At 70.7% G+C, this 15,301-nt stretch carries 12 protein-coding genes; all 12 read left to right on the top strand.

All coding sequences use genetic code 11. From position 1 onward, the window contains the following. Nucleotides 1-66: 66 nt before the first annotated feature. The 12 genes from ACGF2Y_RS19235 to ACGF2Y_RS19180 all read left to right on the top strand — a co-directional run bounded on the left by ACGF2Y_RS19235 (nucleotide 67) and on the right by ACGF2Y_RS19180 (nucleotide 15,108). Nucleotides 67-1,590: a bifunctional folylpolyglutamate synthase/dihydrofolate synthase gene (locus ACGF2Y_RS19235; protein WP_392948714.1), complete on the top strand. Its 1,524-nt coding sequence runs from the start codon at nucleotides 67-69 to the stop codon at nucleotides 1,588-1,590. An 8-nt stretch (nucleotides 1,591-1,598) separates the two neighbouring features. Further along, the gene (locus ACGF2Y_RS19230; protein ID WP_392948711.1) at nucleotides 1,599-1,952 is read left to right on the top strand and encodes a DUF4233 domain-containing protein; all 354 of its coding nucleotides are present in this window, start codon (nucleotides 1,599-1,601) and stop codon (nucleotides 1,950-1,952) included. Between the two features lie 263 nt (nucleotides 1,953-2,215). Beyond that, a complete protein-coding gene (gene ndk, locus ACGF2Y_RS19225) occupies nucleotides 2,216-2,629 on the top strand; it encodes a nucleoside-diphosphate kinase (protein WP_096631747.1) in 414 nt (137 codons plus the stop codon). A 288-nt stretch (nucleotides 2,630-2,917) separates the two neighbouring features. Continuing rightward, a complete protein-coding gene (locus tag ACGF2Y_RS19220; protein WP_006124407.1) occupies nucleotides 2,918-3,937 on the top strand; it encodes a rod shape-determining protein in 1,020 nt (339 codons plus the stop codon). A 181-nt stretch (nucleotides 3,938-4,118) separates the two neighbouring features. Next, on the top strand, nucleotides 4,119-5,168 hold the full coding sequence (mreC, locus tag ACGF2Y_RS19215; RefSeq protein WP_392948709.1) for a rod shape-determining protein MreC: 1,050 nt from the start codon (nucleotides 4,119-4,121) through the stop codon (nucleotides 5,166-5,168). An 11-nt stretch (nucleotides 5,169-5,179) separates the two neighbouring features. Then, on the top strand, nucleotides 5,180-5,845 hold the full coding sequence (mreD, locus tag ACGF2Y_RS19210; RefSeq protein ID WP_392948706.1) for a rod shape-determining protein MreD: 666 nt from the start codon (nucleotides 5,180-5,182) through the stop codon (nucleotides 5,843-5,845). A gap of 99 nt (nucleotides 5,846-5,944) precedes the next feature. Next, nucleotides 5,945-8,164 carry a penicillin-binding protein 2 gene (gene mrdA, locus ACGF2Y_RS19205; RefSeq protein WP_392948703.1) on the top strand — a complete coding sequence of 740 codons (2,220 nt, stop codon included), beginning with the start codon at nucleotides 5,945-5,947 and terminating at the stop codon, nucleotides 8,162-8,164. Next, complete coding sequence (rodA, locus tag ACGF2Y_RS19200) at nucleotides 8,164-9,357, top strand: rod shape-determining protein RodA (protein WP_392948700.1); 1,194 nt, start codon at nucleotides 8,164-8,166, stop codon at nucleotides 9,355-9,357. Before mrdA ends, rodA begins: the two co-directional genes overlap by 1 nt. 30 nt (nucleotides 9,358-9,387) lie before the next feature. Next, a complete protein-coding gene (locus ACGF2Y_RS19195) occupies nucleotides 9,388-10,914 on the top strand; it encodes a CHAD domain-containing protein (protein WP_392948698.1) in 1,527 nt (508 codons plus the stop codon). A gap of 51 nt (nucleotides 10,915-10,965) precedes the next feature. Then, nucleotides 10,966-12,894: a TIGR03960 family B12-binding radical SAM protein gene (locus tag ACGF2Y_RS19190; protein WP_392948696.1), complete on the top strand. Its 1,929-nt coding sequence runs from the start codon at nucleotides 10,966-10,968 to the stop codon at nucleotides 12,892-12,894. Between the two features lie 79 nt (nucleotides 12,895-12,973). Next, entirely contained in the window at nucleotides 12,974-14,164 is a 1,191-nt protein-coding gene (locus ACGF2Y_RS19185; RefSeq protein ID WP_392948693.1) for a hypothetical protein, read from the top strand. A gap of 122 nt (nucleotides 14,165-14,286) precedes the next feature. Further along, nucleotides 14,287-15,108 carry a TIGR03936 family radical SAM-associated protein gene (locus tag ACGF2Y_RS19180; protein WP_392948691.1) on the top strand — a complete coding sequence of 274 codons (822 nt, stop codon included), beginning with the start codon at nucleotides 14,287-14,289 and terminating at the stop codon, nucleotides 15,106-15,108. Nucleotides 15,109-15,301: the final 193 nt, after the last annotated feature.

Raw genomic sequence — 15,301 nt, 5'->3', positions numbered from 1 at the left:
TGCCCGCCCGTCCGCACTGTGCCGGGCGCCGCGTGCGATGTCGGTGCCCATCCGTAGACTGGGCCCGTGAGTGAGCCCCGCCCTTCAGACCGGCATGACGCGTCCGATCCCGACGACACCTTCGAGGAGATCGTCGACGAAGCGACCCAGCGCGACCCCGACCTGGCGGTGATCGAGGCCGGGAGCCGCACACTGCGCACCCAATCGGGCCACCCGCAGGGCGAAGCGGTCCCGGCCCGCCCGGCCGACCCCGAGACCGACAAGGCGCTGCGCGCGGTGGAGCAGGAGCTCGCCGGACGCTGGGGCGAGACCAAGCTGGAGCCGTCCGTCACGCGCATCGCCGCGCTGATGGACGTCCTCGGCGAGCCGCAGCGCGCCTACCCCTCCATCCACATCACCGGCACCAACGGCAAGACCAGTACGGCCCGCATGATCGAGGCCCTGCTCAACGCCTTCGAGCTGCGCACCGGCCGCTACACCTCCCCGCACGTCCAGTCGATCACCGAGCGGATCAGTCTCGACGGCTCCCCGATCGAGCCCGAGCGCTTCATCGAGACGTACGAGGACGTCAAACCGTACGTCGAGATGGTCGACGCCCAGCAGCCCTACCGGCTCTCCTTCTTCGAGGTCCTCACCGGCATGGCGTACGCGGCCTTCGCCGACGCGCCCGTCGATGTGGCGGTCGTCGAGGTCGGTATGGGCGGCACCTGGGACGCCACCAACGTCATCGATTCCACGGTCGCCGTCGTCACCCCGATCTCGCTGGACCACACCGACCGCCTCGGCACCACGCCCGCCGAGATCGCGGGGGAGAAGGCCGGGGTCATCAAGCAGGGCGCCACGGTCATCCTGGCGCAGCAGCCGGTGGACGCCGCGCAGGTGATGCTGAAGAAGGCCGTCGAGGTGGACGCCACCGTGGCCCGCGAGGGCATGGAGTTCGGCGTCACCTCGCGCGAGATCGCGGTCGGCGGACAGTTGCTTACCCTGCGCGGCCTGGGCGGCGAGTACGAGGAGATCTTCCTCCCGCTGTACGGGGCCCACCAGGCGCACAACGCGGCCGTCGCGCTCGCCGCCGTCGAGGCGTTCTTCGGTATCGGCGCCGAGCAGGCCCGGTCCCTCGACATCGACGCGATCCGCAAGGCGTTCGCCTCGGTGCTCTCGCCCGGCCGCCTGGAGGTCGTGCGCTCCAGCCCGACCGTCGTGCTGGACGCCGCGCACAACCCGGCGGGAGCCAAGGCGGCGGCGGACGGCATCTCCGAGGCGTTCAGCTTCTCCCGGCTGATCGGCGTGGTCGGCACGAGCGGCGACAAGGACGCCCGAGGTCTCCTGGAGGCCTTCGAGCCGATCTTCGCCGAGGTCGTCGTCACGCAGAACTCCACGCCCCGCGCGATGGACGCGGACGAGCTGGCCGCCGTCGCTGTCGAGGTCTTCGGCGACGACCGGGTCCAGGTCGAGCCGCGGCTGGACGACGCGCTGGAGGCGGCGATCACGCTGGCCGAGGAGGACGACGAGTACGCGGGCGCCGGGGTGCTGGTGACCGGGTCCGTGATCACGGTCGGCGAAGCCCGGCTGCTGCTGGGAAGGGGCTGAGAAGAAGGATGCGGACGCTCTGCGCCTCGACGCTGATCGGCGAGTTCTTCGTGATCGGCTTCGCCGGTCTCGTCGCGATGAAGCTGGACGACGCCTCCATGGCCGTGGTCTGGACGGTGTGCGGCATCGGCATGGCCCTGTCCGTACTGCTCTGCGGAATGATCACCCGGCCCGGCGGTGTCCAGCTGGGCTGGGCGCTCCAGATCGCGCTGGTCCTGAGCGGGTTCGTGGTCCCGACGATGTTCATCCTGGGGCTGGCCTTCGGCGGCCTGTGGTGGGCCTCGATCCACTACGGCCGCAGGATCGACGAGGCCAAGGCGAACTGGGCCGCCCAGCAGGAAGCCGGCGAGGCCACGGACTGAGGCCGGAGCCCACCGGAGCGGCTCACCCGGCCCCGGGGATCCCGGCCCCTGGGCCCCGGCCCTGGGACCCCGGCTCCCGACCCCCGGGATCCTGGCCTCCGATCCCCGGGACCCCGATCCCCGACTCCCGGCCCCTGGGCCCCGGCTCCCGGAGACCCCGGGCCCGAAGGTGACCCAGGGTGAACCCGGGCGCAGACCCGTCTCCGTACCCCTGTAATCTCGCCTCACCGCACCCGTATGCCTGGCCTTGCAAGGAGCCGTACATGACTCAGCGCACTCTCGTCCTGCTCAAGCCCGACGCGGTCCGCCGTGGCCTGATCGGCGAGATCGTCGGCCGCATCGAGCGCAAGGCGGACTGGCGGATCACCGCGCTGGAGCTGCGCACCCTGGACCAGGAGACCCTGGAGCAGCACTACGGCGAGCACAAGGGCCGCCCGTTCTACGAGCCGCTCGTGGAGTTCATGGCATCCGGTCCCGTCGTCGCCCTGGTGGCCGAAGGTGAGCGGGTCATCGAGGGCGTCCGTGCCCTGGCCGGCCCCACCGACCCGATCGCCGCCGCGCCCGGGTCCATCCGTGGCGACTTCGGCACGATCACCCGGGAGAACCTCATCCACGCCTCGGACTCCGAGGAGTCCGCGGAGCGAGAACTGAAGCTTTTCTTCCCGGGACTTTCCTGACCCGATCGGCCAAACAGCGCTGTACGCCTGGGGCGACCGAAGTAATTCGGTCGCCCCTCGGCATAGGGTTTGGGATCGCGGGAACGCATCCCTCCGACGTAACGTCACCATGGGTAGAACGGGCACCCGTTCCGCTCGCCATGGCGAAGAACCCTCGCGCTGTGTCCGTGCATACGGCACTACGATGGAAGCTTCCACGCCCGCAGCGCCAACCTCGCCTACCAGAACAAGCCATCTTCGCTTCTTGGGAAGGCCCGACGCATCCTCATGGGGAACAAGGGGAACTCAATGTCGTTCATCGGCCGTGACATGGCTATCGACCTCGGGACTGCCAACACGCTGGTGTACGTCAGGGGGCGCGGCATCGTCCTGAACGAGCCGTCCGTCGTGGCCATCAACACCAACACCGGCGGAATTCTGGCGGTCGGCTCCGAGGCCAAGAAGATGATCGGGCGCACGCCGGGCAACATCGTTGCCGTGCGGCCGCTGAAGGACGGCGTGATCGCCGACTTCGAGATCACCGAGCGGATGCTCCGCTACTTCATCCTCAAGATCCACAAGCGCCGCTACCTGGCCCGCCCCCGCGTCGTCGTCTGTGTGCCCTCCGGCATCACCGGGGTCGAGCGCCGCGCCGTCATCGAGGCGTCCACCCAGGCCGGCGCGCGCCAGGTGCACATCATCGAGGAGCCCATGGCCGCGGCCATCGGCTCCGGCCTGCCGGTCCACGAGGCCACCGGGAACATGGTCGTCGACATCGGTGGCGGCACCACCGAGGTCGCCGTGATCTCGCTCGGCGGAATCGTCACTGCCCAGTCGATCCGCACCGCCGGTGACGAGCTGGACAACGCGATCATCCAGCACATCAAGAAGGAGTACTCACTCCTCCTCGGTGAGCGGACCGCCGAGCAGATCAAGATCACCATCGGTTCGGCGTACGACCTGGACAAGGACGAGCACACCGAGATCCGCGGTCGCGACCTGGTCTCCGGGCTGCCCAAGACGGTTGTCATCTCGGCCGCCGAGGTCCGCAAGGCCATCGAGGAACCGGTCAACGCGATCGTCGACGCCGTGAAGACGACGCTCGACAAGTGCCCGCCCGAGCTGTCCGGCGACGTCATGGACCGGGGCATCGTCCTCACCGGCGGCGGCGCGCTGCTGCGCGGACTGGACGAGCGGCTGCGCCACGAGACGGGCATGCCGATCCACATCGCCGAGGATCCCCTGGACTCGGTGGCGCTCGGCTCCGGCAAGTGCGTCGAGGAGTTCGAGGCGCTCCAGCAGGTGCTGGACGCCCAGCCCCGCCGCTAGGACGGAGAGAACCAGCCGATCCGGCGAGCGGACGCTGCGGCTCCGCCCGCCGGATCGTTGATACAGATCGTTGCTGTACCCGTACCGAGGCGCGCAGGTGCTGATGTACGGACAGCGACGTACACACAGGCACGAACACACAGGCACGAACATTCCGACGAGGAAGGCACGGCCGCCGCACGTGAGGGACACACGAGAGAGCCGGCTGCTCCTGGTGCTGCTGATCGCCATCGCATTCGCCCTGATCACGGTGGATATCCGAGGTGGCGAGGAGTCACCGGTCGACGGCGCGCGGCAGGCCGCGGCCACCGTCTTCGGGCCGGTCGAGAACGGCGTCGCGGCAGCGGTCGACCCGGTGGGCAACGCCATAGGCGCGGTACGGGACTCCGGCGACCGGCACGACCGGATCTCCGCCCTGGAGCTCGAGAACGCCGCGCTGAAGGCCAAGCTCGGCAGCGACGACCGCAACAACAGCCGGGTCCGTCAGCTCGACGCCATGCTGAAGAACGCGGGCGCCGGACAGTACGGCATCAAGGGCGCCGAGGTCATCGCCATAGGAGCGGCCCAGGGCTTCTCCTGGACGGTCACCATCGACGCCGGGTCGAACGACGGGATCCGCCGCGACATGACCGTCCTCAACGGGGAGGGGCTGGTCGGCCGGGTCACCACCGTCGGCCCCAGCACCGCGACGGTCCTGCTCGCCAACGACCCCGACTTCACCGTCGGCACCCGGATGGAGAAGACCGACGAGCTCGGCTTCGCCACCGGCCAGGGCTCGCGCCCGCTGTCGGTGCAGTTCCTCAACGGCAAGGCGAAGGTGAAGGCCGGCGACCGGCTGGTCACCTTCGGTTCCAGCAAGGACAAGCCCTTCGTGCCCGGCGTCCCGGTCGGCGAGGTCGTCCGCGTCGACCCCTCCGGCGGCGCGCTGACCCGGACCGTCTACGTGAAGCCGTACGTCGGGTTCACCAAGCTCGACATCGTCGGCGTCGTCGTCCAGGCCCCCCGCGAGGACCCGCGCGACACCGTCCTGCCCAAGAAGCCCGTCAAGACGAAGCCGAAACCGACCCCCACGGTCACCGTCACCGTCCAGCCCAACGGCGACCTCGTCGACGGCTCCGGCAAGGTCGTCGGCAACATCAACGAGAAACCGGGCGGCGACGCCGCCGGTGACGCGGCCAACAGCCAGCAGGGCAACGCCCAACCCGACAACGCGGCCAACGACCAGGAGTAGAGCTGATCCCCATGCGCATCAACCGGACTCTGCTCTCCACCGCCCTGGTCGTCGTCGCCCTCGTCGTCCAGGTCTCCGTCCTCGCCCGCCTCCAGCTCCCCGGCGCCGTCCCCGACCTGCTGCTCCTCACCGTCCTCGGACTCGCCTTCGTGTACGGGCCCGTCAGCGGCTCCCTCATCGGCTTCGGCGCCGGCCTCCTCGCGGACCTCGCACCCCCCGCCGACCACGCCGCCGGGCGCTACGCCCTGGTGCTCTGCGTGATCGGCTACCTCGCGGGCCTGGCCCGGCCGGAGAACGGGCAGCTGAAATCGGCCTTCGCCCCGATGGCCGTGGTCGTCGCCGCCGCGATCGGGGCGACCCTGCTGTACGCGGGCGTCGGCGCGCTCGTCGGCGACACCTCCGCCCGCCATGTGGGCCTGGGCAGCCTGCTGTTCACGGCCGCGATCTACGACCTGCTGCTGGCGCCCTTCACCGTGCCGCTCATCATGGCGCTGGCCAGACGCACCGAGAACGACCCGCTCGCCGATGCCTCGTCCGGCGGCAACGACGTCGCCGCCGGCTGGCTCGCCTCGGGCACCGGCCTGCGGATCGGCAACCAGCGCAGCGGCCTGCGCGTCAAGGCCGCCCGCAACCGCGCCGCCCGCGCGGGCAAGATCAAGGGGGTCAAGCGACTGTGAAGCCGTACGCGACCGAGGACGCCGGGGGCGCCGCGTGAGGCTGTATTTCCCGGGGGACGACCCCCGTACCCCCAGCCGGACCACCACCGGGGGCACTCCGTGAGCAACATTCCCGAGACCGGGCGGACCCAGCGGGTCCAGATCCGGCTCATCGTCATCCAGGTCCTCGTCTTCTCGCTGCTGCTCACCCTCGGCGGGCGCCTGTGGTACCTCCAGATCCGCAACGGCGACGAGTACACCGCCGAAGCGGCGGGCAACGGGGTGCAGCAGGTCGTCCAGCCCGCCGTGCGCGGCTCGATCCTCGACGCCCGCGGCGTACCGCTCGCCGACAACGAGACCCGCCTCGTCGTCTCCGCCAGCCGCACCGAGCTGCTGAAGATGAAGGACGACGGCGTCGGCGTCCTCACCCGCCTCGCCGACGTCCTGGACATGAAGGCGCAGGACGTCCGGGACAAGGTCCGCCTCTGCGACTCCAAGACCCCCCAGCCCTGCTGGAACGGATCGCCCTACCAGCCGATCCCGGTCACCGACGAGGCCACCACCCAGCAGGCCCTCCAGATCCGCGAGCGCGCCGAGGACTTCCCCGGCATCACCGCCGAACCCACCGCCGTACGCCGCTACACCGCACCCGGCAAGGCGAGGACCGCGCAGGTCCTCGGCTACCTCTCGCCCGTCACCGACGACGAGATCCAGCAGGCGCTGGACGGTCCTTCGCCCTATCTGCGCTCCGACCAGGTCGGCCGCTCCGGCCTTGAGCGCACGTACGACAAGGAGCTGCGCGGCAAGGCGGGCGTCACCCGCTACGAGGTCGACAACCTCGGCCGCGTCATGGGCGAGGCGGAGAACGAGCCGGCGGTGTCCGGCTCCAGCCTCGTCACCAGCATCGACGCCCGCGTCCAGGCGGTGGCCGAGTACGAGCTCGCCCAGGCGATGAAGACCGTCCGCCAGGAGACCGACAAGATCACCGGCCGGAAGTACGAGGCCGACTCCGGCGCCGTCGTCGTCATGGAGTCGAAGACGGGCCGCGTCGTGTCGATGGCCTCCCAGCCCGACTACGACCCCAACGCCTGGGTCGGCGGCATCTCCGGCAAGGAGTACGCCAAGCTCACCAGCAAGAAGTCCAACTACCCGCTGCTCAACCGCGGCATCCAGGGCCAGGCGCCCGCCGGCTCGATCTTCAAGGTGGTCTCCGCGAGCGCCGCCGTGCGCGGCGGCCACGCCTTCAACGACCTCTACCAGTGCAGCAGCTCCTACAGCCTCGGCAACCAGACCTTCGCGAACTTCGAGTCCAAGGGCCATGGCCCCATCACCCTCGGCGACGCGCTCAAGTACTCCTGCAACACCGTCTTCTACCGCCTCGGCCACGACGAATGGGTACGTGACGGCGGCATAAAGCCGAAGAAGAACGCCAATGACTGGTTCTACCGCACCGCCCGCGACTTCGGGCTCGGCTCCGAGACCGGCATCGACCTGCCCAACGAGGTCAAGGGACGCATCCCCGACCGCGAGTGGAAGCAGAACTTCTGGGAGGCGAACAAGGACGCCTGGTGCAAGGAGGGCAAGAAGGGCGGCACCTACGTCCAGCAGATCGCCTACGAGAACTGCCTCGAAGGCAACCAGCTCAAGGCCTACGACAGCATCAACTACGCGATCGGCCAGGGTGACGTGCTCGTCACCCCCATCCAGATGGCCACCGCCTACGCCGCCATCAGCAACGGCGGCACCCTCCACGCGCCCACCGTCGGCAAGGCCGTGATCAGCCCCGACGGCAAGACCGTCAAGGAGATCAAGCCCAAGGTCAGCGGCAAGCTGCCGGTCGACGCCCAGACCGTCAAGGACCTCGACAAGGGGCTGCGCTCGGTGGTCGAGGGCGGCACCGCCGCCTGGCGGTTCGGCGGCTGGCCGCAGGACAAGATCCCGATGCGCGCCAAGACCGGCACCGCCCAGGTGTACGGCAAGCAGACCACCTCGTGGTTCGCGACCTACACCGACGACTACACCATCGTCATGACGATCTCCCAGGGCGGCACCGGCTCCGGCGCCTCCGGGCCCGCCGTCCGCAAGATCTACGACGCGCTCTACGGCCTCGACGCCGAAGGCAACCAGGACCTGAAGAGGGCGCTGCTGCCCGAGCCCCAGAAGGCGCTGCCGAAGATCCAGCCCGACGGCTCGATCTTCGCCCCGGAGATCAAGCCCTACGACCCCACCCCGGTCGAGCCGGAAGGACAGCCGGTGGAGCCCGAAGAGCAACTGCCCGTGCAGCCCACGGGCCAGCCGGGACTCACCGGATCGCCGGCGGCGACGGGGAGGCAGCCCTGATGGCAGGTGGATTCTCCGTCTCCCGGTACGGCCCCGACCAGGGCGCCTGGACCAGGCTGACCGCCCGCGACTCCCTCGTCCGGCGGCTGGACTGGCCGCTGCTCGGGGCCGCGCTCGCGCTCTCGTTCATCGGCTCGCTGCTCGTGTGGTCCGCGACCCGCAACCGCGACCACCTCACCCAGGGCGACCCGTACTTCTTCCTCATGAGGCACGCCCTCAACACGGGCATCGGCCTCACCCTGATGATCGGCACGATCTGGCTCGGCCACCGCACCCTGCGCGGGGCCGTCCCGGTGCTCTACGGCATCTCGGTGCTGCTGGTCCTGGCGGTCCTCACCCCGCTCGGCACCACGGTCAACGGCGCCCACGCGTGGATCAAGCTCCCCGTCGGCTTCTCGGTCCAGCCCTCCGAGTTCACCAAGATCACCATCATCCTGGTGATGGCGATGCTGCTGGCGGCCCGCGTCGACGCGGGCGACCAGGCCCACCCCGACCACCGCGCCGTCGCCAAGGCGCTGGGTCTGGCGGCCATCCCCATGGCCGTCGTCATGCTGATGCCGGACCTCGGCTCGGTGATGGTCATGGCCGTCATCGTCCTCGGCGTCCTGCTGGCCTCCGGCGCCTCCAACCGGTGGGTCTTCGGCCTGCTCGGCACGGGCGTGGCCGGAGCCGTCGCCATCTGGCAGCTCGGCCTGCTCGACGACTACCAGATCGCCCGCTTCGCCGCCTTCGCCAACCCCGCGCTCGACCCGGCGGGCGTCGGCTACAACACCAACCAGGCCCGCATCGCGATCGGCTCCGGCGGACTCACCGGCACCGGGCTCTTCGAAGGCACCCAGACCACCGGTCAGTTCGTGCCCGAGCAGCAGACCGACTTCGTCTTCACCGTCGCCGGCGAGGAGCTGGGCTTCCTCGGAGCGGGTCTGATCATCCTGCTCCTGGGCGTCGTCCTGTGGCGCGCGTGCCGGATCGCCCGCGAGACCACCGAGCTGTACGGCACGGTCGTCGCCGCCGGGATCATCGCCTGGTTCGCCTTCCAGTCCTTCGAGAACATCGGCATGACGCTCGGCATCATGCCGGTCGCCGGGCTGCCGCTGCCCTTCGTCTCCTACGGAGGATCCTCGATGTTCGCCGTCTGGGTGGCGATCGGACTGCTCCAGTCGATCCGGGTGCAACGGCCGCTCTCCGCCTGAACCCGGGCGGTCGCGGGTAGGTGTCCGTATATGGCGGACACCAAGCGCGAGATCGAGCGGAAGTACGAGGCCACCGACGACACCCGGCTGCCCGACCTGACCCGGGCGGCCGGGGTCGACCGGATGGTCCACCGCGGTCCGACCGAGCTGGACGCCGTCTACTACGACACCGCCGACCTCCGCCTCGCCGCCGACGCCCTCACCCTGCGCCGCAGGACCGGCGGGGCCGACGAGGGCTGGCACCTGAAGTTCCCCGTCGCCACCGGCATCCGGGACGAGATCCACGAACCCCTCGCCGACACCCTGCCGCGCCCGCTGGCCGCCCTGCTCCGCTCCCGGGTCCGCCACGCGGAGATCACCCCCGTCGTCCGGCTGCTCTCCGCCCGCGACCTCCATCACCTCACCACCGCCGACGGCACCCTCCTCGCCGAGGTCAGCGTCGACCGGGTGCGCGCCGAGCGGCTCGCGGGGGAGGGGACCGGCACCGCGGCCGCCTGGACCGAGATCGAGGTGGAGCTGGCCGACGACGGCGACCCCGCCGTCCTGGACGCCGTCGAGAAGCGGCTGCGCAAGGCCGGGGTACGCCCCTCGGAGTCCTCGTCGAAGCTCGCGAGGGCACTGGCGGAGACGACACCGAATCGCGACGAGAACGGACGGGAGAAAGACTCGCCGTACACCTCGGGCGACCACGTCCTGGCCTACGTACGCGCACAGATCCGGGCGATCGTCGACCTCGACCCCGCCGTCCGCCGCGACCTGCCCGACTCCGTGCACAGGATGCGCGTCGCCACCCGCCGGCTGCGCAGCACCTTCAAGACCCACCGCAAGCTCCTCGACCGCGAGGTCACCGACCCGCTCGGCGCGGAGCTCAAGTGGCTCGCCGCCGAACTGGGCCTCGACCGCGACCAGGAAGTCCTGGACGAACGCATCGGCGCCCGCGTCGAGGCCCTGCCCGCCACCCTGGCCCTCGGCCCGGTGCGCGGCCGCCTCCGCGCCTGGTCGGCCGCCCGCCGCACCGGATCGCGCCGCAGGATCATCGACGTACTCGACGGGAAGCGGTATCTGGACCTCCTGGACGCCCTCGACGCGCTGAGCGCCGACCCGCCCCTGCTGCCCGCCGCCGGCCGCGCACCGGAGAAGGCCCTGCCCCGGGCGGTGCTGAAGGACTACGGCCGCCTCGCCACCCGCGTCGGCCACGCCCTTCGCCTGCCGCCCGGACCGGAGCGCGACGCGGCACTGCACGAGGCCCGCAAGGCCGCCAAGCGCGCCCGGTACGCGGGAGAGGCGGCCCGGCCCGCACTCGGCAAACCCGCCAAGCGCTTCGCCAAACGCGTGAAGGCCGTGCAGAGCCTCCTCGGCGACCACCAGGACAGCGTCGTCGCCCGCGAGGCCCTGCGCACCCTCGCGATCCAGTCGCACGCGGCCGGGGAGACCGCGTTCACCTGGGGACTCCTGTACGGACAGGAGGAGGCCGCCGCCGAGGCCCGGGAGCGTGAACTGCCCGAGGTCTGGGCCCGCGCCGCCGCCCCCGGACTGCGCGCGGATCTGAAGCACTGAGCGCCGGGGTACGCTGGATGGTCACCCCTGTCGGCTACGAAGGTTCGCGAGATGTCTGCCGCATCGGTCTTCCCACAGCTCGAAGCTCTGCTCCCGCATGTGCAGAAGCCCATCCAGTACGTCGGCGGTGAGCTGAACTCCACCGTCAAGGAGTGGGACAGCTGCGACGTCCGCTGGACCCTCATGTACCCCGACGCCTACGAGGTCGGACTCCCCAACCAGGGCGTCATGATCCTTTACGAGGTGCTCAACGAGCGCGAAGGCGTCCTCGCCGAACGCACGTACAGCGTCTGGCCGGACCTCGAAGCGCTGATGCGCGAGCACGACGTGCCGCAGTTCACCGTGGACAGCCACCGCCCCGTCGGCGCGTTCGACGTCTTCGGGCTGAGCTTCTCCACCGAGCTGGGCTACACCAACATGCTCACCGCCCTGGACCTCGCGGGCATCCCGCTGGAGTCCAAGGACCGTGACGTGGACCACCCGATCGTCCTCGCGGGCGGCCACGCCGCGTTCAACCCCGAGCCGATCGCGGACTTCATCGACTGCGCGGTCGTCGGCGACGGCGAACAGGCCGTCCTGGAGATCACCGAGATCATCCGCGCCTGGAAGGCCGAGGGCCGCCCCGGCGGCCGCGACGAGGTGCTCTTCCGGCTCTCGAAGACCGGCGGCGTCTACGTCCCGCGCTTCTACGACGTCGAGTACCTCCCCGACGGCCGGATCGGCCGTGTCGTGCCCAACCGGTCCGGTGTGCCGTGGCGGGTCTCCAAGCACACGGTGATGGACCTCGACGAGTGGCCCTACCCCAAGCAGCCCCTCGTCCCGCTCGCGGAGACCGTGCACGAGCGGATGTCGGTGGAGATCTTCCGCGGCTGCACCCGCGGCTGCCGTTTCTGCCAGGCCGGCATGATCACGCGCCCCGTGCGGGAGCGAAGCATCACCGGCATCGGCGAGATGGTCGAGAAGGGTCTCAAGGCGACCGGCTTCGAGGAGGTCGGCCTGCTCTCGCTCTCCTCCGCCGACCACAGCGAGATCGGCGACATCGCCAAGGGCCTCGCCGACCGCTACACCGAGGACAAGGTCGGCCTCTCGCTGCCCTCGACCCGCGTCGACGCGTTCAACGTGGACCTGGCCAACGAGCTGACCCGCAACGGCCGCCGCTCCGGTCTCACCTTCGCCCCCGAGGGCGGCTCCGAGCGGATGCGCAAGGTCATCAACAAGATGGTCTCGGAGGAGGACCTGATCCGCACGGTCTCCACGGCGTACGGCAACGGCTGGCGTCAGGTGAAGCTGTACTTCATGTGCGGCCTGCCCACCGAGACCGACGAGGACGTCCTCCAGATCGGCGACATGGCGGTCAACGTCATCGCCAAGGGCCGCGAGGTCTCCGGCCAGAACGACATCCGCTGCACCGTCTCCATCGGCGGGTTCGTCCCCAAACCGCACACCCCCTTCCAGTGGGCCCCGCAGCTCAGCGCCGAGGACACCGACGCCCGGCTGAAGAAGCTCCGCGACAAGATCCGCGGCGACAAGAAGTACGGCCGCTCCATCGGCTTCCGCTACCACGACGGCAAGCCCGGCATCGTCGAGGGCCTCCTCTCGCGCGGCGACCGCCGTGTCGGCTCCGTCATCCGCGCGGTCTACGAGTCCGGCGGCCGCTTCGACGGCTGGCGCGAGCACTTCAGCTACGACCTCTGGATGAACTGCGCCGGGAAGACGCTGCCGGAGTTCGGGGTCGACGTCGACTGGTACACCACCCGCGAGCGCACCTACGAGGAGGTCCTGCCCTGGGACCACCTCGACTCCGGCCTGGACAAGGACTGGCTCTGGGAGGACTGGCAGGACGCGCTCGACGAGACCGAGGTCGAGGACTGCCGCTGGACCCCCTGCTTCGACTGCGGCGTCTGCCCGCAGCTCGACCTGGACATCCAGATCGGCCCGACCGGCAAGAAGCTCCTGCCGCTCAGCGTCGTGAACAAGTAGCCCGCCCCTCGACGACGGCGCGGTGACGCGAAGGCCCGGTTCCGGCAACTGCGGACCGGATCTTCGCGTCCTTCACGGCATGGACGACGAAGAGCACCAGGAGCTGGACCGCCACGCGCCCGGGACCGCCCCGAACAGGCTGGTCAGGGTCGTGGTGCGCATCGTGGTGCTGGTCGTGGTCCTGCCCGTCCGGATGGTCTGGGACGTCCTGGCCGCCGGCTGGCACACCTTCGACCGGGTCGTGCTGCCCCCGGCCGCACGGGCGCTCGCCGCACTGGCCAGAGCGCTGGGGCGGAGCCTGGAATGGCTGTTCGGCGCCATCGGCTGGCTGCTGGGAACGCTGATCGGCGTCCTGGTGCTGATTCCGCTGAGGTGGCTGTACACCTCGGTCCTCACCCCGCTGGGCCACGGCCTGCGGTGGATCGGCACCGCCCTGCTCGTCCCCGCGGCACGCGGTCTGGGAACCGGCCTCCTCTGGCTGGTCGCCATGCTGCTCGTCCTGCCGGTGGTGGTTGTGTGGCGGTACGCGCTCGTCCCGGTGGTGCGCTACGGACTGGTCGTGCCGATGGTGTGGCTGTACGGGAAGGTCCTCACCCCGCTCGACCACGGCACGGCCTGGGTCCTGGGCAAGCTGTGGCAGGGCACGGCCTGGACCGTGGGCAGACTGTGGCAGGGCACGGCCTGGGTCCTGGGTCACGCCTGGCGGGGTACGGCCTGGGTCCTGGGCCAGGTCTGGCGAGGGATCGCGGCCACCGGACGCGGGCTGGGCACCGTGCTCCTCCGGCTGGTCATGACGCTGCTCGTCGCCCCCGCCTCCTGGACGTACCGCCGGATCCTCGCCCCGGCCGGCCGGGAGATCGCCGCCGCTTTCGAGGTCGCCTGGCGGATCGCCGGGTACATCTCCCGGGCCGTCGGCCGGGCCATCGCCTGGTTCGCGTGGCACCTGATCGGCGCACCCGTCTCCTGGGCCTACCGCACCGTGTGCACCCCCGTCGGCCACTTCGTGCGCGACTCCGTGTGGGCCCCGGCCCGGCGCGCCGCCGCCGAGGCGGGCCGGACCGCCCGTGCGGCCCTCGCGACCGCCCGGGAAACCGTGCGCCAGGCCCGCCGCGACGCCTGGCGGGCGCTGGCCGGTGGCACGGACGGCGCACCGTCCCGGGAACCGCTGGGGGTCCCTGCGCGTACTCTGGGTAGTACAACGACTGTCCCCAGCGCGGCGCAGGCGTCCGAGACCCCTCCGGCCGGCGAGAAATTCGTCAAGCGGGAGTGAGTCCGGAGCGGCACCCCGGGGCCACCGCATTTCGTGGGCGGCGCGCCACCGCGCCCGCCCCGCACCGAGGAGAAGAACCACTGGGCAAGCGACAGCCCGAAGGCCCGCCGCCCGCACCGGCAGTGCAGCGCATCCGCCTGCGCTACACCAAGCGCGGCCGCCTCCGGTTCACCAGCCACCGAGACTTCCAGCGGGCCTTCGAGCGGGCACTGCGCCGCTCCGAGGTGCCCATGGCGTATTCGGCGGGCTTCACCCCCCACCCCAAGGTCTCCTACGCCAATGCCGCACCCACCGGCACGGGCAGCGAGGCGGAGTTCCTGGAGATCGCCCTCACCGAGGCGCGGGACCCCGACGTCCTGCGTGCCCTGCTCGACGAGTCGCTGCCGGACGGCCTCGACATCATCGACGCGGTGGAGGCCCGCACCTCGGGTCTCGCCGACCGGCTCACCGCCTCCGTCTGGGAGATGCGCCTGGACGGCGTCGACCCCGACGAGCTCCGCGCGGCCGTGGCCGCCTTCAACGACGCCGGGACCGTGGAGGTCCAGCGCAAGGCCAAGAACGGCATCCGGACGTTCGACGCCCGCGCCGCCGTCGCCGATCTGCGAGTCGTCGACGCCCCGGCCGATAGGCCGGGCGAGCGGCCCTGTGCGATACTGCGCCTGGTTGTGCGGCACGTGACACCTGCCGTGCGACCCGACGACGTCCTGTCCGGTCTCCGAGCTGTGGCCGACCTGGCGGATGGGGTATCCCCTGTTCGAGCGCAGCCGAGAGCTTGGGGAACGGTCCCCGCTGCGGTGACGAGGCTGGCGCAGGGGCTCTTCGACGAGGAGTCCGGCACGGTGACCGACCCGCTCGCGCCCGACCGCGAGGCCGCCCCGACCGCACCTACCGCGGTCGCCGGGGCAGCCGTCGCGACGGCGCCGGAAGGTGCAGGTTCCGCGTAAGGCGGTCGTTGTAGCGCAGCCCTCCGACTCGGGAGCCACCTGGGTCGGGCCGCGCACTGACCCACAAGACTTTCGCCAGGCCGTACGCACACCGCATACGGAACCGGCGAGCCAGACATCAGTTCCCGTGCGGCGCCCGCGCCCCGGACGGCGGTATCGCACCACTGCGGACCATGCCGGACCGGAATCAGAC

The sequence above is a fragment of the Streptomyces sp. NPDC048142 genome, from assembly GCF_043202835.1.
GTDB lineage: Bacteria > Actinomycetota > Actinomycetes > Streptomycetales > Streptomycetaceae > Streptomyces.
Note: the sequence above shows the minus strand (reverse complement) of the source record. Positions and strands in the feature narration are given on the sequence as shown.